The 21,302-nt window shown below is 53.0% G+C and carries 14 protein-coding genes; all 14 read left to right on the top strand.

The genetic code is table 11. The features are described from left to right. Position 1: 1 nt before the first annotated feature. The gene (locus ACMGDE_RS10600) at positions 2-1,066 is read left to right on the top strand and encodes a LacI family DNA-binding transcriptional regulator (protein WP_436832760.1); all 1,065 of its coding nucleotides are present in this window, start codon (positions 2-4) and stop codon (positions 1,064-1,066) included. 362 nt (positions 1,067-1,428) lie between these two features. After that, entirely contained in the window at positions 1,429-2,631 is a 1,203-nt protein-coding gene (locus ACMGDE_RS10595; protein WP_436832759.1) for an Nramp family divalent metal transporter, read from the top strand. 7 nt (positions 2,632-2,638) lie between these two features. Further along, on the top strand, positions 2,639-3,655 hold the full coding sequence (locus ACMGDE_RS10590; protein ID WP_436832758.1) for an NAD-dependent epimerase/dehydratase family protein: 1,017 nt from the start codon (positions 2,639-2,641) through the stop codon (positions 3,653-3,655). A 3-nt stretch (positions 3,656-3,658) separates the two neighbouring features. Beyond that, positions 3,659-4,732, top strand: coding sequence for a dihydrodipicolinate synthase family protein (locus ACMGDE_RS10585; protein ID WP_436832757.1), 1,074 nt, complete (start codon positions 3,659-3,661; stop codon positions 4,730-4,732). 4 nt (positions 4,733-4,736) lie between these two features. Then, a complete protein-coding gene (locus tag ACMGDE_RS10580) occupies positions 4,737-6,047 on the top strand; it encodes an enolase C-terminal domain-like protein (protein WP_436832756.1) in 1,311 nt (436 codons plus the stop codon). A 42-nt stretch (positions 6,048-6,089) separates the two neighbouring features. Further along, entirely contained in the window at positions 6,090-7,310 is a 1,221-nt protein-coding gene (locus ACMGDE_RS10575) for a Gfo/Idh/MocA family protein (RefSeq protein WP_436832755.1), read from the top strand. Next, positions 7,310-8,764, top strand: a complete 1,455-nt coding sequence (locus ACMGDE_RS10570) for a sialate O-acetylesterase (RefSeq protein ID WP_436832754.1) — start codon at positions 7,310-7,312, stop codon at positions 8,762-8,764. Before ACMGDE_RS10575 ends, ACMGDE_RS10570 begins: the two co-directional genes overlap by 1 nt. 293 nt (positions 8,765-9,057) lie before the next feature. Next, the gene (locus ACMGDE_RS10565) at positions 9,058-10,065 is read left to right on the top strand and encodes a Gfo/Idh/MocA family protein (protein WP_436832753.1); all 1,008 of its coding nucleotides are present in this window, start codon (positions 9,058-9,060) and stop codon (positions 10,063-10,065) included. Between the two features lie 36 nt (positions 10,066-10,101). Continuing rightward, positions 10,102-11,445, top strand: a complete 1,344-nt coding sequence (locus ACMGDE_RS10560; protein WP_436832752.1) for a DegT/DnrJ/EryC1/StrS family aminotransferase — start codon at positions 10,102-10,104, stop codon at positions 11,443-11,445. Further along, positions 11,442-12,839, top strand: a complete 1,398-nt coding sequence (locus ACMGDE_RS10555) for a neutral/alkaline non-lysosomal ceramidase N-terminal domain-containing protein (RefSeq protein ID WP_436832751.1) — start codon at positions 11,442-11,444, stop codon at positions 12,837-12,839. The genes ACMGDE_RS10560 and ACMGDE_RS10555 overlap by 4 nt, the downstream gene beginning before the upstream one ends. 46 nt (positions 12,840-12,885) lie before the next feature. Beyond that, complete coding sequence (locus ACMGDE_RS10550) at positions 12,886-16,017, top strand: SusC/RagA family TonB-linked outer membrane protein (protein WP_436832750.1); 3,132 nt, start codon at positions 12,886-12,888, stop codon at positions 16,015-16,017. Positions 16,018-16,048: 31 nt separating this feature from the next. Continuing rightward, on the top strand, positions 16,049-17,830 hold the full coding sequence (locus ACMGDE_RS10545; RefSeq protein WP_436832749.1) for a RagB/SusD family nutrient uptake outer membrane protein: 1,782 nt from the start codon (positions 16,049-16,051) through the stop codon (positions 17,828-17,830). Between the two features lie 19 nt (positions 17,831-17,849). After that, positions 17,850-19,148, top strand: coding sequence for an NHL repeat-containing protein (locus tag ACMGDE_RS10540; protein WP_436832748.1), 1,299 nt, complete (start codon positions 17,850-17,852; stop codon positions 19,146-19,148). Positions 19,149-19,162: 14 nt separating this feature from the next. Next, a complete protein-coding gene (locus ACMGDE_RS10535) occupies positions 19,163-21,289 on the top strand; it encodes a PVC-type heme-binding CxxCH protein (RefSeq protein ID WP_436832747.1) in 2,127 nt (708 codons plus the stop codon). Positions 21,290-21,302 lie beyond the last annotated feature (13 nt).

Here is a 21,302-nt window from a genome sequence, read left to right as displayed (position 1 = left end):
GATGACCAAACAGCAAGTTAATTCGCTATCGGGCGTAAAAGAGATAGCCAGAAGAGCAAATGTTTCGATTGCCACCGTCGATCGTGTGATACACAACCGAAAAGGGGTTTCAGAAAGTACGAAAAAGAAAATCAATGATATCATAGCCGAAATGGGGTTTCAGCCCAATATTTTGGCAAGCCGCCTGGCGTCAAAGAAAACGAACCATTTCGCGGTCATCATTCCGCAATCCAAGGAAACCGATTATTGGGAGGCGCCATTGTCAGGCATCAACCGCGCTGCGACCGAATTGAAGCAATATGGCATCATTGTAGAGCAATTTTTTTATGACCTGAACGATAAAAAGGTGTTTTCCAAGATGACGGAGAAAGTATTGGCGGGTCGTTATGACGGCGTGTTGCTAGCTCCGTCGTTCATTAGCGAAGCCACGGCGTTTTCGGAGAGCTGCCGGGCGCGGAATATCCCTTATGTATTTATCAACTCCGATATTCCCGACCAAGACAGCCTGTGCTATATCGGCCCGCACCTGTACCAGAGTGGATACCAAGCCGGCCACCTTATCGGGTATGGATTGAAAGCAGGCAAAATATTGATCATTAACATATCAAAGGAGATCGACAGCTACCACCACCTATTGCGCAAGGAAGAGGGGTTCCGGGCGTATTTCAATGAGAATGGACGAAAAGCAAACCAATTGGTCAAAATCGATATCCGTAACACCGATGAATCTTCGATCGATGCCGATCTAGACTGGATTTTCCAGGTTCATCCCGATATTGAGGCTGTTTTCGTAACCAATTCCCGTGTCCAGTCCGTTGCGCATTATTTTGAGCGGAAGCGTATACAGGATAAAGTCCTGGTCGGTTATGATTTTCTGAGCGAAAACATTGTATACCTTAAGAAGGATGTCATCAACTTCCTCATCTGCCAGAAACCGGAAGAACAGGGTTACAAGGGTATCATGGCCTTGTTCCAGCATGTGGTCGCAGGAGCCAACGTTGAAAAAGAACAGTTCATGCCTATTGATATCATCACTAAGGAAAACTATCTCTTTTACAAGAATTAAGGACAGAAAATAGATCACTGTGCATCATACAGAAAAAAGTAAGAATTTATTTGGAGCGCTCGATATTATTTTCTTATTTAGCGGGTACGTTACCGATTATAAATCCGATCTCGAATCATAGGGAGTCTAGTGGTGTGTTTTGACGAATGCCACTAGTTTTTTTAAGCATGATTGCGGGTACGTACACGTAATTCAGGAAAAGTTGAAAACCATACTACATGGACCTGATGCATTGATGGCTCGTCGGCCTTTCTGGGTATCACGCGTGCAGCTGACCCCTATTGAACAACGGATTCCGGATTGAGCTCACGAACGTGTAAAATCCGGGTTGGTGATGACTGATAACAATAGGTTTTTGAATGATGAATAATATCAAACGTTGGCTGATGACCCTGGCTCCCGGTGTCGTAACGGCAGCCATTGTCTTCGGGCCGAGCAAAATTACCATTACTTCCAAGATGGGTGCCACCTATGGTTATGGGCTACTCTGGGTAGTGGTGGTCGCCATCTTCTTCATGATGGTTTTTACCAACATCGCATCCCGGATTGGGATGGCCACCGAACAATCACTGCTTACGACTATCCGCCAGCGTTATGGCAAGTGGGTGTCGGGATTGATGGGTTTCGGTATTTTTTTGGTGGCCATTTCTTTTCAGGCAGGGAATTCCATCGGCGTAGGCATTTCCATCGCAGAAGCGAGTCATACGCCAATGGCGCCCTGGATCATTCTTTTTAACCTCATCGGCATTGCATTGCTGTTTTTCCGCGACTTTTATAAGGTGCTGGAGCGACTGATGATCGGGATTGTGGCATTGATGCTTTTCGCATTCGTGACGACCATGTTTCTCGCCCGACCCAGCGTAGGCGGTATTGTGTCGGGTCTCGTTCCGGTTATCCCTGCTGAATCCTTGGGATTGATCATCGCCTTTTCGGCATCCTGTTTTTCCATTGTGGGGGCGTTCTATCAGGCGTACTTGATACAGGCGGCGAGGAGGGTCAATCCCCAGATGAAGCAGCATGAGAACAGCGGAGCCGCAGGTATTGTCATGTTGGGCGTCATGTGTGCAGTGGTGATTATCTGTGCAGCCGCGGTATTGCATCGACAGGGGATACCCGTGACCAAGGCCTCGGACATGGCCCAGGCACTGGAACCGCTTTTCGGGAAGTATGCCTCGTACCTGTTTCTTATCGGGCTGTTCGGGGCTTCTTTTTCATCGGTAGTGGGCAATGCTACCATTGGAGGAGCCATGCTGTCCGACGGATTTGGCTACGGGAGTGGGTTGGACGCAAAAACCGTGAAGGTATTCATCGCACTGGTCATGACAGCGGGCTGTGCCATTGCCATCGGTTATGAGAAGCCGCCGCTGGAAATGATTGTGTTTGCACAACGTGTCACGATTTTCCTGGTGCCGTTTATTGGCATTGTGATGTATCGCATATCCTGCGACCGTGCGGTGATGGGACCCGAGGTCAACTCACCTTTTATCCGCGTGGCCGGTCTTGCAGGCCTCTTGGCGCTCCTTGTACTAGCGGTATACAACTTCAATGAATTATTCTTAAAATAACGAAAAAATGGATGAATTAATCGAATTGGAGCAGCGGATGCTGGAACCTTCCCCGGCGCTGGTCGAAGATGTCGGCCGCATCAAGGGAGATATTCTCCTACTCGGTGTTGCCGGAAAGATGGGGCCTTCGATGGCCCGCCTTGCCCGTCGCGCAGCCGACATCGCCGGAAGCGGACAACGGATAATCGGCGTATCTCGCTTTTCGAATCCGGCCATGCGTGAGGAACTTGAGGCCGCTGGTGTGGAGACCATCGCCGCGGACTTGCTGGACGATGAGCAGCTGGCGTCGTTGCCGGATGCACCCAATGTGATTTACCTGGCCGGACAAAAATTTGGGACTACCGGCAACGAAGCATTTACCTGGGCGATGAATACCTACCTGCCCGGTGAGGTCGCCAAGAAATACCGCCAGTCGAATATCGTGGCATTTTCATCGGGAAACGTGCTGCCGTTTGTGCCCGTGACGGCCGGAGGTGTCTCGGAAGAGACTCAGCCGGAGCCGGTAGGGGAATATGCCCAGTCCTGTCTCGGCAGGGAGCGCATGTTTGAATACTTTTCGGCCAAAAACAACACGCCTGTCTTGATTTATCGGCTGAACTACGCCGTGGATTTCCGCTATGGGGTTATGGTCGAGATTGCCAAGTCGGTGCTCCACGAGAAGCCGATTGATTTGCGTACGGAGAATGTCAATGTGATCTGGCAGGGCGATGCCAATGAGATTGCCATCCGTTCCCTGCTCCATTGCACGTCGCCCGCGCGGGTATTGAACGTGACCGGGCCGGAGACCTTGTCCGTCCGTTGGATAGCGGAGCAATTCGGCCGGTCGTTTGGTAAGGAACCCGTGTTCGTCGGCGAAGCAGAGGGGACGGCCTTGTTAAATAATGCGTCGGCATGCCATCGTCTGTTCGGTTACCCACGGGTGACCGTACGGGAGATCATCGAGGTGACGGCACAATGGTTAATCAAGGGTGGAGAAGCGCTAAACAAGCCCACCCATTTTCAGGAAAGAAAAGGAAAATTTTAGATTATGGCAGGACAAGCAGGGCTTTCGGCCGCGAAGAAAGCCACATTGAAGGAAGGTACGGTTATTCCCGCACATCCCCTGGCGCTGACGGCGGAACGTAAACTGGATGAAGCGCATCAGCGATTACTGACACGCTATTACCTCGCCGCAGGGGCAGGCGGTGTAGCCGTTGGGGTGCACAGCACGCAGTTTGCGATACGGGATCCGGGAGTAGGTTTATATGAGCCGGTGCTGGCATTAGCTGCCGAGGAGATTGCAGCAGCCGGTGCCAAAGATCATTTCATCAGCATTGCAGGGCTTTGCGGCGGGACCGAGCAAGCACTGCGGGAAGCCGAACTGGCGCTGAAGTACGGATATGACCTAGGATTACTCAGCATGGGCGGGCTGCAGGGAAAGACCGAGGCGGAGATACTGGAACGTGCCCGCGCAGTGGCAGCGGTCATTCCTGTATTTGGGTTTTACCTTCAACCCAGCGTGGGGGGGCGGGTTTTTTCGTATGATTTCTGGCTGGAATTTGCTGAAATCCCGAATGTGCGTGCCATCAAGGCGGCACCCTTCAACCGCTATCAGACCCTGGAGCTGGTACGTGCGGTGTGCCACGCCAGCCGGAATGAGGAAATAGCGCTCTACACAGGTAACGACGATAATATCGTCTCAGATTTACTGACTACCTACGTCATTGACGTGAAGGGAAAAAAGGTGAGCAAGCGTTTCGAAGGAGGGTTGCTGGGGCATTGGGCGGTGTGGACACATGCAGCGGTGGCGTTGTTGGATGAGGTAAAACGTTACCGTCACGGGGACGATGTCGGTTTGGCAGAGCTGTTGACAAAAGGAGTGGCCGTCACGGACATGAATGCGGCTATCTTTGATCCGGCACATGACTTCCACGGTTGTATTCCGGGTATCCATGAGGTACTCCGCCGGCAAGGGCTGATGGCTGGGACCTGGTGCTTGGATCCCGGTGAGCAGCTTTCACCCGGTCAAGCCGATGAGATTACGCGCGTCTGCCAAGCCTATCCCGGTTTGACAGACGATGCGTTTGTACGTAAATTTTTGATCGAACAACGTCAGCAATAAGGAAATGAAGGAGATTCGCTTGGTCAGCACGGATTCGGATTTCATGCGGGAAAAGCTGGCGCATCCCTTTGGCTTTAAGGGCGCTTTTTTGACGGAACTTTGGCAAGTGGCCTCGTTGATGGAGTCAGCTTCCGGAAAGTGTGGTATCGGTCTCGCCACCCAAAGCGTGCTGTACGGCGATGCGGAGTTCTTCGCCTCCTGCTCGGAAGCGGAGGGGAATGCAACGATGTACCTCTTAGCCAATAAAGCACTCCGTTGGGCCCGGCAGACGGCATTCCGTTCGCCTATTGAGCTGTTGGATGCCATATGGCCGGCGGTCTGTGCGGATGCACGCATGCTGACCGGAAAGCGGGATATCAATGCGAATTTTAGTTACAACGCGCTGGTCAGCGTAGATCATGCGGCGTGGCTGCTGTATGCTTCGGAAAATGGAATAACGGAGTTCGATGCCATGTTACCCGACCAATATCGGCCGGCATTGGCCCATCGGAACAAACAGGTAGGAATCCTTTTTCAGGTTTCGTACACGATGCCCTTGGCACAGGTACAGGCCGCGGCCGAAGCCGGTTATTTTGTCTTTAAGATAAAAACTGGGTTCCCCGGCAGCCAAGAGGAGATGGTACAACGTGATATGGAACGACTGACCCAGATACATGGAGCACTGAAACACTACCGGACGGATCGTACCCCCAACGGGAAGCTGTGGTATACCATGGATGCCAATGGCCGCTATGAGCACAAAGAAACACTCCAACGGTACATCGACCACGCCGAGCGTATTGGTGCCCTAGAGCAAATATTGTTCTATGAAGAACCTTTTGGGGAAAACAACGAGGAGGATGTGCATAACATGGGCATACGGATAGCAGCAGATGAAAGTGCTTATGATGAGCGGAGCACGCTGAATCGTATCGATCAGGGATACAGTGTCGTCGTGTTGAAAGGCATCGCCAAGACACTTAGCCTGTCGCTCCGGATTGCTCAGCTGGCTCATGCACGCAATATACCCTGCATATGCGCCGATCTCACGGTGAACCCCATCTTAGTAGATTGGCATAAAAATTTGGCTGCTCGTCTGGCACCCTTCCCGGGTATAGGCATGACGTTGATGGAAACGAATGGCGACAGCAACTACGTAAACTGGGAGCAGATGAGCAACTGGCATCCCTGCGCCGGGGCATCGTGGATCGAACGGAAAAACGGGGTTTTTGAGTTAGATGATGATTTTTACGACCGGAGCGGGGGTATCTTTGAGCCTCCTACGCAATATGCAGCGCTTTTCCCAGCGCCAGAACACCAGCTAATGCGCGAATGATTACCATGACGTTTTAAAGCAAATATTTAAACACGATTGAAGATGACAAATAGTAAAAACGACGGATTCACAGTCTCGAGAAGGCATTTTCTGGCAACTGGCATGTTCACGCTGGCGGGTTTGTCGGCTATGGCCGTCCCCATGGGGAATAGCCGCCTGCGTAAGTCTCAACCAGCGCTTGCGCTCGGGCTCATCGGGGTGGGAAGCCGAGGCGGCGGCATCGCTAATATCATACAACAACTCCCCGGATTACGCCTGGTGGCATGTTGTGATATCCTGGAGGCGCATCTTCAGCAGGGCCTGGCATCAGCCGGTGGCCAAGCCAGGGGATATTCGGATTACCGCAAGCTGCTGGAAGATAAAAAAATAGATGCCGTCATCATCGCGTTGCCGCAGCACCTGCACTACCCAGCTGCCACAGCGGCATTAGAAGCCGGTAAGCATGTGTATCTTGAAAAGACGATGACACACGATATCGCTGAAGCGATTGACCTGGAGCAGTGGGTGAACAGCCATCCTAATTTGATATTTCAGGTGGGCCATCAATACCGTTATTTTGCACTTTATCATCGGATTGCTGAAGTCCTTAACAACGGGTGGCTTGGTGATGTGCTGCAGTATGAATGTCAATATCATCGCAACTCGGATTGGAGAAGGCCGGTTCCCGAGCCCGGACTGGAGCGCTTGGTCAATTGGCGGATGTACCGGGAATATTCAGGTGGACTGATGACGGAATTGTGTGCCCACCAAATCGACATTGTCAATTGGCTGACGGGTAACCATCCATTGAGGGTTACAGCAATAGGAGGCATTGACTACTGGAAAGATGGCCGGGAAACGTATGATAACATCCGGGCCATATTTGAGTATCCCGGCGGGGTGAAGGCCAATGTAAGTTCCATATTGGGTAATGCTTATAAAGGATATTCCATCCGGATTCTGGGGACAAAAGGTACCATTGAGGTACAGCAATCCAAGGCCTTTATGTATGGAGAGTCGGTGAAGAAAACACTTGCTACCGTGGATGGTGTAACCGGAGCCACGGCAGATTCCTGGGGCCAGGGAGAGGCGATTCCGCTGGACTTTGTCACTCAAGATGGCGAAAACCGGGACCCGACGGCTTATGCATTATTGGGCTTTGCGGCAAGCATCCGTACAGGCAGTAAACCATTTTCAAACGTCGAAACAGGAAAACAGAGTGCTATAGCGGTGCATTTGGCCAATAAGGCTGCCGATACCGGTGTGATACAGGAATGGATATGATGACATCTTCCCATAAAAAGTCAAAAACGCATACGACGAGCGCTGCTAAGGTGAGTCGGATGTATGTATTACTGGTGTTGGTGGTGATCTGCCGTCCGCTTAATGCCATGCAGGAGACGACATCCGATATGCATATATACATCCTCATGGGGCAGTCCAACATGGCGGGCCGCGGGACGATTTCGGACGAATATAGTAGCCAGGGCCACCCGAGTGTATTGATGTTTGATGAACGAGGCGAATGGGTTGCCGCCAGGCACCCGCTCCATTTTGACAAACCTAAAGTTGCCGGTGTCGGGCCTGGATTGACCTTTGGGATGGCCATGGCCGAAGCCGATTCCGGGGCTGTCATCGGACTAGTGCCCTGTGCGGTGGGGGGAACACCCATCGCGAAATGGGCGCCGGGAGCCTATGATGAAAGCACGGATACTCACCCCTACGACGACGCGGTAAGGCGCATAGAAAAAGCCTTGGAAACGGGCACCATCAAGGGAGTTATTTGGCATCAGGGCGAAAGCGACAGCGACGAGGCGGCGGCGCAGGTATACCTGGACAAGCTGGGTGAATTGATCGGACGAATCCGCACGGTTGTCGGAAATCCAGCGCTTCCTTTTGTAGCAGGTCAATTGGGGAGGTATCGGGAGCGTTATCAGTGGATCAATAACGAGCTGGCAAAACTGCCGGCTACCATTCCCAATACGGGGGTGGTGTCATCCGAAGGCCTATGGCACGGCGGCGACGGCACACACTTCGACAGTCCCTCCGCAGCAGAATTTGGACGGCGTTTCGCCGCTGGAATGCTTCAACTGCAGGAAAAAGCCGAAGGCTGGGAGTGGTTGTTTCACGGCGGAGACCCGAATGTGCGATGGCGAAGCATAGCCGGTGATCACTTTCCGGCTAACGGTTGGATGGTGGAGGACAGCATGCTGGTCGTCTTACCCGGCCGGGAGGGAAAAGACATCATCACGCGGGAGCAGTTTTCCAATTTTGAATTGGTGTTTGATTTCAAGCTAACGGACTCAGCAAACACAGGCGTCAAATACCTGGTCTCTCCTCTGAAAAATTCGAAAGGTTTGACGGTGTTGAACGGTCCGGAATACCAATTGATCGACGATTTCACGCATGAAACGGTGAAGGACAATAAAAGTCCGGAAACCAGTACGGGATCCCTGTATCTGCTCTATGCACCGGGTGAAAAACGGCTACACGCGGCCGGGACGTGGAACAAGGCCCGCATTGTGGTCAACGGTAAGCATGTGGAACATTGGCTGAACGGCGAGCAGATTCTCCGGTATGAACGGGGTTCGGCAGACTTTAGAGACCGGGTAGCCGACACGAAGTTCAAGGAGTACAAAACCGGCAGCTATGGAGAAGCCGAATTCGGCCACATCCTATTGCAGGCCCACGGCGATAAAGCGTATTTCAAAAACATCAAAATAAGGCGATTGAAATAGTAAATCGTTACAGCGGGCTGTCAGATAAAAGGAAATGAAGCACCACGCGGTATTGTATTCCGAATGTAAATACGATTTCAGAAAAAATTAACTTTTGTTTTGGAACTACAAATAATATTTCCTTACTTAGCGGGTACGTTACCGATTAGTAAATCCTATCAAGAATCAAGGGAGTTTTCAAAAGAAGCATTTGGCAAACCATTGCCTCTTTTTTCAGGAAGATTACGGGTACGTACCCGTAGACACTGAATGCCCACGTTGGGCACCATATGTATAATTGAAGATTTAATATGATGGATAGAAGGACCTTTATCAGAAACTCCGCCCTTACCACCTTGGCATTGGGCGCATTGGCAGACGGCAAATCGATGGTCGGGACCGGCGGGAGTCAGTCAGGCAAACGGATCGGCATCATCGGACTCGACACCTCCCACAGTCTGGCCTTTACCAAGGCATTGAACGCCGAAGTTCCGGATGAAAAATTACTGGGCTACAAGGTCGTTGCGGCGTATCCCTACGGAAGTAAGACCATTGAAAGCAGCGCAAAGCGGATACCGGGGTACATCGAGGAGGTCCGCGCACAAGGGGTTGAAATCGTGGATTCCATCCCTGCATTGCTGGACCGGGTCGATGCGGTGCTGCTGGAAACCAATGACGGACGCTTGCACCTGGAGCAGGCTTTGCCTGTGTTCAAAGCCGGAAAGCGGCTGTTCATCGATAAGCCCATGGCGGCATCGCTGGCAGACGTGAAGGCTATTTTCGAGGCTTCGGAGCAATACCGGGTTCCGGTGTTTTCATCTTCGTCCCTGCGGTATATCGAAAACATCGATGCGGTCAAGCGCGGCGATATCGGAAAAATAACCGGGGCCGATGCGTTCAGTCCAGCCACGATCGAACCCACGCATCCGGATCTGTTTTGGTATGGCATCCATGGGGTGGAAATCCTGTATGCGATCATGGGTACTGGATGTGAGCGGCTGACCCGGATTTACCACGAGCATACCGATATCGTCGTGGGTACATGGGCAGATGGTCGTATCGGTACCTTCCGGGGTACGCGCACGGGCAACCACGGTTATGGGGGGATGGTCTACGGCGAAAAAGGACACCTGGCCCTCGGAAAGTACGGAGGGTATATCCCATTGCTTTATAAGATCATCACATTTTTCGAAGATGGCATCCCGCCGGTCGACCAGGCAGAGACCCTGGAAATCATGGCATTCATGGAAGCGGCCGACGAGAGCAAGAAGCTGGGGGGGAAGCCGGTGCTATTGAGCGATATCATGAAGCGATCATCATGAACAGACAACTAAGGAATACGGTTAATCTCAGCGGACATGAAGGTATCCAGAAGAAAATTTATTGAAAGCAGTTCGTTGCTCGGGTTGGGCATGGCTTTTTCGCCTGCGGTATTCAGCTCACTGCCAACCGGTCAGGCCCCCGCTATCTTGGGCGGCAAACCGTTATTTGCCGGCAAGGTGTGGCCGAAATGGCCGGCCTGGAATTCGGCCACGGACGAGCGGTACATCCTGGATGTGCTGAGGAGCGGCGTATGGTCGCGGGCGCAGGTGACCGAGCGGTTCGAGCAGAAATGGGCCGAGGCCATCGGTACCAAAAGATGCCTGACGGTGGTGAATGGCACAAATGCCCTGATTACCGCGTTGGCTAACTTCGGTATCGGACCGGGAGATGAGGTGATCGTCCCGCCCTATACGTTCATTGCCACGGTCATGGCCGTGTTGGCGAATGGGGCGATGCCTGTCTTTGCCGATGTGGAGCTGGAAACATTTCAGATTGACCCGGTAAAAATCGAGGAGAAAATCACGGACAGGACGAAAGCCATCATTCCTGTCCACATCGCAGGGCTGCCGGCGGATATGGATCGGATCATCGAAATTGCGGGCAGACGCAACCTGGTGGTCATTGAAGATGCCTGCCAGGCGCATTTGGCCGAGTACGACCACAAGCGGGTGGGATCCATCGGCCATGCCGGGTGCTTCAGCTTCCAGAACTCAAAAAACTTACCCATCGGTGAGGGCGGCGCGGTGGTCAGCAACGATGACACGTTCATCGATCGTTGCTTTTCTTACCACAACCTGGGATTGCCTTACGGGGCGATGGTGGGCACGGTTTCTTCCGGAAGTGTACTGGTGGGTACCAAGATACGGCTGACCGAATACCAGGCGGCGATTGGCTTGGCCATGCTCGAACGGCTGGGCGCGGAGACGGACAGGCGGGATGAAAACGCCCGGTATTTAAGCGGGTTGCTGCGTGATATACCGGGAATCCATCCGGCCACCTTGTATCCGAAGGTAACCAAAGGCGCCTATCACCTCTATCCGTTCCGTTACGTACAAGCGGACTTCGGCGGACTGCCCCGCGAACGGTTCCTGGAAGCCTTACGGGCAGAAGGGGTGCCTTGCAGCAGCGGCTACGCGGTATTGACCGACCAGCCTTACCTGAAAGCGGCATTCGATTCAGCGCTTTATCGGAATGCCTATCCGCCGCAGCTGTTGGATTTTGATGCTTACCGTGAAGCCAATCGTTGCGCGAACAACGAAAAATTGTGCCATGAACAAGCCGTTTGGCTCACCCAGAATATGCTCTTGGGCGACAAAAAGGATATGGAGTTGATTGCGGCCGCGGTAAAGCGGATTCACGAACACCGCGGGGAATTATGAATAACAGACGATTTGGCAGACAACTTGTGCGGGCGGTCCTGCAGGTGATGCTTTACTTGGGTATTGCAAACAGTATACCGCTCCCTGCGTCGGCAGAAGCCGACCCGTCTTGGAAAGCCGGGATGGCCAAATGCATCATTACTCCCCAACAACACATGTGGATGGCCGGTTATGCCGCAAGGAACAAACCTTCTTCTGGGAAGATACACGATTTGTGGGCCAAGGTCTTGGTGCTGGAAGACTCGAGACAAGAGCGGGTGGTGTTTGTCTCCACCGACCTGCTGGGGTTTAAGCAATCCTTGGCGGATACGATCGCTTCATCCATCCAGCGATTACATGGTGTGCCGAGGGCCAATGTGGTACTGAACAGTTCACATACCCACTCCGGACCGGTATTGGCGGGCACGCTGGTGGATATTTATCCCATTGATGTTCAGGAGCAGCGAAAGATGACGGCGTACTCCGCTTGGCTGGCTGCCCAGCTTACCCGCTTGGTGGGTGAGGCCATTGCTGATCTGAAAGCGGCGCAGGTGTCTGCCGGGAGCGGTTTATCCCGCATCCAGGTGAACCGGCGGAACAACGTGGAATCGGAGGTGCCCACGCTGAGCGAACTGAAAGGACCGAATGACTTTAGCGTGCCGTTGATCAAGGTAACCGATGCTTCCGGAGACATGAGCGCGATTCTTTTTGGATATGCCTGTCACCCCACGGTCTTGAGCGGCTACGAATGGTCGGGCGACTATGTCGGGTTTGCGCAGCTGGAGCTGGAAGCCCGGTATCCCGGCGTGCAGGCAATGTTCATGCAAGGTGCCGGGGGGGATCAGAACCCCATCCCGAGACGCACGGTAGCCCTGGCCCGGCATTATGGAAAAGTACTGGCTGCCGCGGTTGAATGCGCCATTGAAGATGACGTATTTACCGTGTTGGAGCCTACCCTCCGGACGGCGTATCAAGAGATTTCCCTGCCATTTGAGCGAACGACCGACCGGGCTTACCTCACCGCATTGGTGACTGAAGAAGGACATCCCGCTTATTTCAAGGCTTGGGCAAAACGTATGCTTGCAAAGCTGGATGCCGGGCAACCACTGGATACCGCCTATGCCCGCTATCCCATACAATGTGTGACCCTGGGGCAGCAGACCATCTTTGCGCTCGGGGGAGAACTGGTCACCGAATATGCATTGCGCATCAAAGAAGTGTTCGGTAACGGCACCTTCGTCTTCGGGTATTGCAATGATGTAATGGGCTATATCCCATCAGAACGCATACTGGCAGAGGGTGGGTATGAAGGTGCGGATTCCCAGAAGGTTTTCGGACTGCCGGCCAAATGGGCCACGGGGATTGAGCAGCGCATATTGGAGGGGTGCAAGGATGTGCACGCGCAGGTGCGATGAAGGTTTGGTTACTACGCGGTATAAGAACAAAAATCAATACAGAAGTATGAAAAAGATATACGGCTTCCCCCTGTTGTTGCTCCTTGTCGCCAATGGCGCATTTGCGTCAGCCAACCCGTTGCTGGGGGCAACGAACTCCCTGCTCGTCCATGCAGACCGGGCAATGCAACAGGTCACCGTGCGCGGTACGGTGAAAAACAGCCAAGGTGTTCCGTTGGAAGGGGTGAGCGTGCAGGTGAAGGACACGGACAGCGGTACGGCTACTGATGCCGAAGGCCGGTTTGTTTTCGATGGGATAGCGTCCGATGCGATACTGGTGTTCAGCAGCATGGGGTATAAGCTGTTGGAAATCGAGGTTGCAGGCCGGGCTGCCCTTGACGTGGTCATGGAAGACGACATGGCGGGGCTGGATGAGGTCATTGTCGTTGGCTACGGTGTGGCGAAGAAAAGTGATCTGACGGGATCCGTACACCGGGTCAATGCAGCGGACTTTCAGGATCAGAGCACGACTCAGCTGACGGATATGCTCGCCGGCACGGTTGCGGGTTTCCAAGCCAACCAAGGGACGACTGCAGCGGGCGGAAGCTCGATGGAAATCAGGGGGGTAAACTCCATCAATGCATCCACCTCGCCCATGGTGGTGTTGGACGGGGTGATTTACAACGGCTCCATCAACGATATAAACCCCAATGATATTGAGTCCATCGACATCTTAAAAGATGCGAGTTCAGCTGCTGTATATGGTGCCCGTGCGGCCAACGGTGTGATTTTGGTGACCACCAAGCGGGGCGCGTCGGGCAAGCCGACCATCAGTGTTTCCACCAAGCAAGGGACAACGAACGCCACCTCCACCGCTTACGCCGCGCGCGGCGCAACGAATTATCTCGACTACCGCCGGGATTTCTTGCGAACCGTAGGTGGTTCGCAGCCCGACTATTATTTTCACAACCCACAAGCGCTTCCACCCGGTGTTTCCATTGAAGATTGGCGTTCGGCGAGCAATAATCCCAATCCTGACGATACCCAGGAATGGCTTAGCCGGCTCAACTTTTTCCCCTTGGAAGCGGCAAACTATATGGAGGGGCATGTGGTCGACTGGGTAGATGAGGTGATGCAAACCGGCCATCGGCAGGAGTATGATGTCAGCATCGGAGGCGGCACGGATAATGCCAAGTATTTCTGGTCGCTGGGTTACCTCGACAACGAGGGCATCATCGTGGGTGATCAATATGCCACGGTCCGGTCGCGGCTCAACCTGGATATGAAGGTGACCGATTGGTTGAATGTGGGGATGAATGCCCAGTACGCCTATCGCGATCAAAGTGCCGTGCCCGCATCATTGGGCAACCTTTCTCTCGTCAGCCCGTTTTCAAGTGTGTATGAAGAAGATGGCACCATCAACTTTTACCCCCATGGGTACATCACGCAGAATCCCCTGATCAACACCCTGGGGCAGGACCGGGATTATACCATCCAAAGCCTGTTCGCCTCGCTTTACGGTGAAGTAAAATTGCCGTTTGGCATCACTTACCGGATATCGTTTCAACCGCGATCTACGCTGACCAAAGACTACAATTTCTGGTCTACCGAAACCATTACCGGTCGGGAAACGTATAGCAATGGCTATGGGACCCGGGCGGATAATTCCTCGTTCGAATGGATGGTAGACAACCTCTTGAAGTGGAACCGGACATTTGGGGTCCATGGTTTTGACGTGACCCTGCTATACAATGCTGAGCATTTCAGGTCCTGGGGCTCGGAGATCGGCAATCAGTCGTTCCAGCCTAGTCCCACGTTGGGGTTTGGGGGACTGCAATTCGGTAATAACCCGTTCCTGAATACCAATGACGTCAAATATACCGGCGATGGATTCATGGCCCGGATCAACTATAGCCTCATGGATAAATACCTGATCACCGGGTCGATCCGCCGGGATGGGTTCAGCGGCTTTGGGCGGGAAAATCCCTACGCCGTTTTTCCTGCGGCGGCCGTTGCCTGGCAGGTCCACCGGGAGGGGTTCTTCCACGCGGATTTCGTCAACCAATTGAAGCTGCGGGTCTCCTGGGGGAAAAACGGAAATCGGGATATTGGCCCGTATGCCTCCTTTGCGCAGATGGAATCCGTACAATACTATGATGGCACAAATGCAAGGGTGGGGGTGTATACCTCCAGCCTGTCCAATGCTGCGCTGTCTTGGGAAGAAACGGAATCACTGAACTTCGGTGCAGACCTGACGATGTTCAATAATCGCCTTAACCTGACGGTGGATTACTATGACGCAAAGACCAATAGGCTGCTGGTTGAGCGTTCGCTGCCAACCATAACAGGATTTTCCAGCGTGACCACCAATATCGGATCGTTGGCGAATAAGGGATTTGAAGTTACCTTGAGTAACTTGAATATCAAAAAGCCCAATTTCTCCTGGACATCCAGTTTGAATTTTTCGCTCAACCGCAACCGCATCACGAGCTTATTTGGCGAAACCGGTACTTACGTATTGGAAGGCCGCACCCATACCGGCGAGATACCGGATTTCAGCAATCAGTGGTTCATCGGCAAGTCCCTGGATGTGGTGTGGGATTACCATATCCAAGGTGTGTGGCAACAGGAAGAAGCGGAAGCGGCGGCTCAATATAATCTGCGTCCCGGTGATTATAAAGTGGAAGACCTGAATGGTAATTTGGTGTATGAAGCACTACAGGACAAGCAGTTCATCGGTTATACCGTGCCGCGCTACACGATCGGGCTGCGCAACGAATTCAATTTCCTGAAAAACTTCACCGCCTCGGTGTTCGTCCGTGCCGATGTGGGGCACATCCGGGCGTTTGCGCCGTTGGTCACCGATTTCTCGACCTATGACCGCAGGAGCACGGCCAATTTTCCCTATTGGACTCCGGAAAACCGATCGAATGAATACCCCCGGCTGAGCAGAAATACGACTGTATTCGGCGGCAACATCCTACCCTACAAAACAACGAGCTTCCTGCGGGTGCAGGATGTCACGCTGTCCTATGCCCTTACGCCCGCGCTGATGGAGCGGATACAGGTGGGAAACGCAAGGTTATTTCTGTCTGCCAGAAACCTGTTGACGGTATCGGATTGGCCGGGGTGGGACCCCGAGTCGGGGCACAATCCCATGCCCAAGGTATACACCATAGGATTAAATTTTTCGCTTTGATGAATGAAACTTTGCTATAAAAAAGTGGATGATGAACGCACTGAATAACATACTCAAAACCCTTGTGGCCGCCTTGGCACTCTTGTCTCTTTCGTGTTCCAGAAGTTTTCTGGAACCGGAGCCCCTATCGTTTTTCACGCCTGAGAATGTGTTTGTGGATAAGGAGGGGTTTGAGACATTATTGGTGACCATGCGGAAGGACCTTAACCGGGAACAAACGGCCCAAAAGAATTTCATGGCACACCAATGGGCGGCCTCCGAAGCAGGTGTGCCCTGGCTGCAGATGGATTTTACGCGATTGACGCCCAATTCCGATGCCTTCCAGCAATTTGTGAATCAGATCAACGACATCTTTGAGATGGTACGGAATGCCAATACGATCATCAGCCGCATCGATGACATTGAGTGGAGCGATGAGGCAGACCGGAATCGGATCTTGGCAGAAGCATTATGGCACCGTTCCTACTGGTACTACCGACTGATCGGCAACTACGGGGACCTGCCTTTTGTCCAGCAAGAGGTACAGGGGGCGCGTGTCGATTTTAACACGCACAGTCGCTGGGCCATACTGGATAAAATACAAGCCGATATGGAATTTGCGGCACAGTGGATGCCGGTGTCTACCGCACCGGGCGAACCTTCAAAAGGAGCTGCAGATCACTTGTTGACCAAAATATACTTGGCAAACATGGCCTTTGAAAAAGCCATTGAATCGGCAAGCCGCGTCATCGATGGACCTTATGCGTTGATGAAGAGCCGCTTTGGACAAGATGCCTCGGACCCCGCCAAAAACGTGATCTGGGATTTGCACCGGCCCGATAATAAGAACTTACCGCAAAATACGGAAACCATCCTGGCTTTTGTGGACCGCTGGGAAGCACCCATTGACGCCCGGTCCGCGGGTCTGTTTACGATGCGGGTGTATCACTGCGGATGGGTGAATAGCCTGGTAACCAAAGACAAAGATGGCAAGGTGGGTTTGATCGATTCCGGACCGCTCTATGATTCCCTGGGTAGGGGCAATCCGGATGTGGCACTGAGTGACTACCACAGCTATGACCTTTGGGACGACGGTAGGTACGATTACCTGACCACGCCGGATCTGCGGCGGGCCGATATCAATTGGTGGGACCGCGAGGAGTTTTTTTACAACAATCCGGCTTCCAGCCAATATGGTGAACCGTTTGATCCCCAGAACATGGATAATCCCAGTGAATATTGGGCGCGGATTTATGCCATGCCTTTTTACAAAACGTATGTCCCGAATAAACCCGACCAGGTTGGGCTTCCCATGGGAAGCAATGGCGACTGGTACATCTTCCGGCTGGCAGAAACCTATCTGTTGCGGGCGGAGGCTTATCTTTGGTTGGGTCAGCCGGAGCTGGCTGCTCAAGACATCAATGCTGTGAGGGGCCGGGCGGGGGCGCCGCCGATCAGCGGTGCCCAAGTGACCATCGATTTCCTGTTTGATGAACGGGCGCGGGAATTATTTGCAGAAGAACCCCGGCAAAATGAATTGAACCGCGTTTCCTACATTCTTGCGGCCCGTAATGAACGTGGCTACACCTTAGAAAATCTTCACCAGCATAACTGGTTTTATGACCGCGTGCGTAATTTGAATAATTTTTATGCGCATTATAGCGATCTGAACGTCCTGGGTCAGAACCCCCGGATCGAGCCCTACCATTTTCAATGGCCCATCGATGACAACATCATCACGGCGAATACGCTGGGCAGAATCAACCAAAATAAGGGATATGTGGGTGCCGAAAATAATCAGCCTCCCCTTGAAGCGGTGGAAGAAGGACAGTAATGATAATAGCTGAATTGATATGATAATACTTGACAAGCCGAAGCAAGAGGCATTGATTGCGCAACCATACTATTCAGGGTTTGCGATTGCCCATGACACGTATAATGCGATTTCCAAAGCAGGTGATGGCCGGATTTATTATATCCTGTCGTCCGAACAGGTTGATGAGGGTGGGAAGATGTTTGTGTACGATCCGCAGTCGGATGAGACGTCGCTGTTGGCCGACCTCACGGAAATCTGCGGCGAGGCCGGTCAACATGCAGTTGCGCAGGGAAAATCCCACTCCCGGTTTTACGAATACAGGGGGAAACTCTACCTGTCCACGCATGTGGGTTATTACGAGATGGTCAATGGGATGGAACGGTTGCCTAAAAATTTGCCTGCCGGGATAGCTCCCTACCCCGGCGGACATTTCTTGTCCTACGACCTGGGCAGTGGGGCGTTTGAAGAGCTGTGCACCGCACCGGAGGGGGAAGGGTTCGTGGCCATGACGATGGATGCGCAGCGCGGGCAGCTGTTCGGCATCACGTGGCCGACCGGGTATTTCGTCCATTACGATGTTGAAAATCGATCCGTACACCGCGTGGACCCCGTGTCCGAACGTGGTGAAGCAGGTGACCCCGGTCATGACTTCCGGACGTTGTGCCGTTCGCTACTGGTGAATCCCACCGATGGAAAAGTTTATTTCACCACAGCCGATGGGGATATTTTTGCGTATGACCCCGGCGCGCGGGCTATCCGGAAGCTTGAGGTGGAGCTGAAACTCGACTATTTCGGAAGTTATGACCCTACCCATCCTGGGAGTATGGCATACAATTGGCGCAAAATTTTCTGGTACTCGCCCGAACAGGTGGCCTACGGGATACATGGCAACTCGGGGTATTTATTCCGTTTTGATCCCAATGTCCCGTCAATCGAGCTGGTACAGCGGCTGACCTCTGCGGCCTCCCAGCGGAGTGGCATGTACGACCAGTTCAGCTATGGATACCTGGGATTCCAACTGGGACCTGATGGGCATACCATCTATTACCTCACCGGCGGACCCGTATATGAAGACGGGCAACGGGTAAAAGGCCAAGATCTGATCGCAAAAGGAGGCGCCAAGGGCGTGGAAAACCTGCACTTGGTCACGTATCATATCCCCGAACGGCGGTACACCGACCATGGACCGATATTTTACCCCGATGGCAGCCGGCCTTCCTATGTCAATGCAATTGCCGTTGGCGACGATGGATTTCTGTATACCCTGGCTCGGTATACCTATCAAGGAAGGGAGATCGCCGATCTGATTAAAATTCCTAATCCGCTTTTTAGCTGATAATCTAGCAAACTATGAAGATAACGTTTCGTCAGTATGTTGAATTTTTGGGGATGTCCGTCATGTGCTTGGGCGCATGTACAGGGACAAGATACGAGGGGGCGCTACCGCCCGATGAGGCCTTGGATGCCTTCGCGTTGAAATCGGGATTTGAGATGGAGGTCTTCGCCGCCGAGCCGCAGGTGATGGATCCGATCGATTTGGTGTTCGATGAGGAAGGCCGCATGTACGTGGTGGAAATGGGCGACTACCCCTACAAACCGGAACCCGGCAAAGGAAGGGGAAAGATTAAGGTCTTGAAAGACGCGGACGGCGATGGTCGTATCGATGAAACAACGGTTTTTGCGGAGGGTCTGCCCGATGTCACCAGTGTGCTGCCCTGGGGCGGCGGGCTTATCGTCACCTCGGCCCCTGATATCCTGTTCTTAAAAGATACAACAGGGGACGATGTTGCGGATAGCCGGGAAGTGCTCTTTACTGGATTTTTTGAAAATAATTCGGAAGCGCAGATTACGAATTTACGCTATGGGGTAGACAACTGGATCTACGCCAACAATAACGGACAGCGCGGGGAGGTGACCTTCACCAGGCGCCCCGATCTGCCCGCACTTTCGGTTGCCGGAGGGGATTTCCGGTTCCGGCTCGATAAGAATTTGGTCGAAGTGGAGTCCGGTGCCGGGCAATTTGGGTTGGCTTTGGACGACTGGGGCAACCGTTTCTTTACGCAGAATACCTTGCATATCCAGACTGCCCCGATGCCCTGGCGATACCTCAAAAGACATGAACACCTGCCTTCCTACGCGGCCACAGCGAATATCTATGCGCATGACCTTCGTGTCTTCCAGGCGAGCGAACCCCCGTATTGGCGAGTGGAGCGTAGCAAGCAACGCCAGGAGCAGTACGATGCATCGGGGCTGGACCGCGTCGAATACATCGAAGGACATTTTACGGGAGCCTCCGGCGGGACGATGTATAACGCGAACTTGTTTCCAGATGCATTTTATGGCAATGTGTTTACCGGGGAAGTCTCATGCAATCTGGTGCATCGCGATGTGGTGGAATCGACCGGTAAAGGCCCTTTCTTTACGGCACATCGTCACGAAAGTGAACTGGAAAGCGAGTTTCTCACGTCGACTGATCCCTGGTTCAGGCCGGTCAATTTCTGCGTAGGGCCTGAGGGTGCCCTCTATGTGGTAGACATGTACCGCCAGCACATCGAAACACCGGTATCGATACCGGAAGAGCTGAAAACCGATATGGATTTCGAGCAGGGCAATCAGTATGGTAGGATTTACCGCATTTTTCCGGAAGGGCATCGTCCCAAGGACTATGGGAACCCTAAATTGGGGGAGAAGACCGCCGCGGAACTGGTAGCGGTACTGTCGCATGCCGATCATTGGTGGCGTATACAAGCGCAGCGGCTGTTGATTGAGCGCCAGGATAAGTCGACCGTTCCAGCCATCGAGCAGCTGTTCCGTACCCATCAGGATCCCCGGACGCGCCTGCATGCTTTCTATGTATTGGAAGGGCTGGATGCCTTGTCTGCTTCCGTGGTTAAACAGGCGCTAAACGATGAAGAGGCGAATGTCCGCAGGCATGCCGTCATGGTAGCGGAGCGATTTCCCGAGTGCCGGGACGAATTGCTCAAACGGGTGGATGATCCGGTGGCGCATACGGCTTTCCAGGCCGTGCTCAGCGCAGGCCAGTTTGCCGATGACCGTTCGGTGGCCGCGCTTGCACATGCTGCGGTCAACCATGCAGACGATGGGTGGTTTCGGAAGGCGGTGCTGAGCGCTGAACCGGGTTCTTCGGCCGAGCTGTTAGCCCAACTGACGAAAGCCGGTTTTTTTGAGCAGGAAGATGATGGCCGCGTCCGGTTTATCGAGGATTTCGGTTATGTGTCAGGTTCGAGCGGACAGGTATCCGATATCCTCGCGGCTACCGATCGGTTTAAGGATGAATCAATGACCGCGCGGTATCGGGTGGCCTTTTTGTCAGGTCTTTCAACGGGATTGCAAAAAACAGAGATGGAAGCGAAGGATAAGGGTTTGCTGAAGAAAACGCTGGAGACTGGCAAGGCGGCATTTAAAGACGACGAAAGCAGGAAGGTAATGGATTCCATATCCACCATCCTGGATTAACGTAACGTATCGG

Source organism: Parapedobacter brassicae (genome assembly GCF_051400755.1).
In the GTDB taxonomy this organism is placed as follows: Bacteria; Bacteroidota; Bacteroidia; order Sphingobacteriales; family Sphingobacteriaceae; genus Parapedobacter.
Note: the sequence above shows the minus strand (reverse complement) of the source record. Positions and strands in the feature narration are given on the sequence as shown.

What these genes read in the sequence shown, in the direction of transcription:
- ACMGDE_RS10600 (WP_436832760.1), top strand. Translation starts at nt 2, where the DNA reads ATGACCAAACAGCAAGTTAATTCGCTATCGGGCGTAAAAGAGATAGCC.
- ACMGDE_RS10595 (WP_436832759.1), top strand. Translation starts at nt 1,429, where the DNA reads ATGAATAATATCAAACGTTGGCTGATGACCCTGGCTCCCGGTGTCGTA.
- ACMGDE_RS10590 (WP_436832758.1), top strand. Translation starts at nt 2,639, where the DNA reads ATGGATGAATTAATCGAATTGGAGCAGCGGATGCTGGAACCTTCCCCG.
- ACMGDE_RS10585 (WP_436832757.1), top strand. Translation starts at nt 3,659, where the DNA reads ATGGCAGGACAAGCAGGGCTTTCGGCCGCGAAGAAAGCCACATTGAAG.
- ACMGDE_RS10580 (WP_436832756.1), top strand. Translation starts at nt 4,737, where the DNA reads ATGAAGGAGATTCGCTTGGTCAGCACGGATTCGGATTTCATGCGGGAA.
- ACMGDE_RS10575 (WP_436832755.1), top strand. Translation starts at nt 6,090, where the DNA reads ATGACAAATAGTAAAAACGACGGATTCACAGTCTCGAGAAGGCATTTT.
- ACMGDE_RS10570 (WP_436832754.1), top strand. Translation starts at nt 7,310, where the DNA reads ATGACATCTTCCCATAAAAAGTCAAAAACGCATACGACGAGCGCTGCT.
- ACMGDE_RS10565 (WP_436832753.1), top strand. Translation starts at nt 9,058, where the DNA reads ATGGATAGAAGGACCTTTATCAGAAACTCCGCCCTTACCACCTTGGCA.
- ACMGDE_RS10560 (WP_436832752.1), top strand. Translation starts at nt 10,102, where the DNA reads ATGAAGGTATCCAGAAGAAAATTTATTGAAAGCAGTTCGTTGCTCGGG.
- ACMGDE_RS10555 (WP_436832751.1), top strand. Translation starts at nt 11,442, where the DNA reads ATGAATAACAGACGATTTGGCAGACAACTTGTGCGGGCGGTCCTGCAG.
- ACMGDE_RS10550 (WP_436832750.1), top strand. Translation starts at nt 12,886, where the DNA reads ATGAAAAAGATATACGGCTTCCCCCTGTTGTTGCTCCTTGTCGCCAAT.
- ACMGDE_RS10545 (WP_436832749.1), top strand. Translation starts at nt 16,049, where the DNA reads ATGAACGCACTGAATAACATACTCAAAACCCTTGTGGCCGCCTTGGCA.
- ACMGDE_RS10540 (WP_436832748.1), top strand. Translation starts at nt 17,850, where the DNA reads ATGATAATACTTGACAAGCCGAAGCAAGAGGCATTGATTGCGCAACCA.
- ACMGDE_RS10535 (WP_436832747.1), top strand. Translation starts at nt 19,163, where the DNA reads ATGAAGATAACGTTTCGTCAGTATGTTGAATTTTTGGGGATGTCCGTC.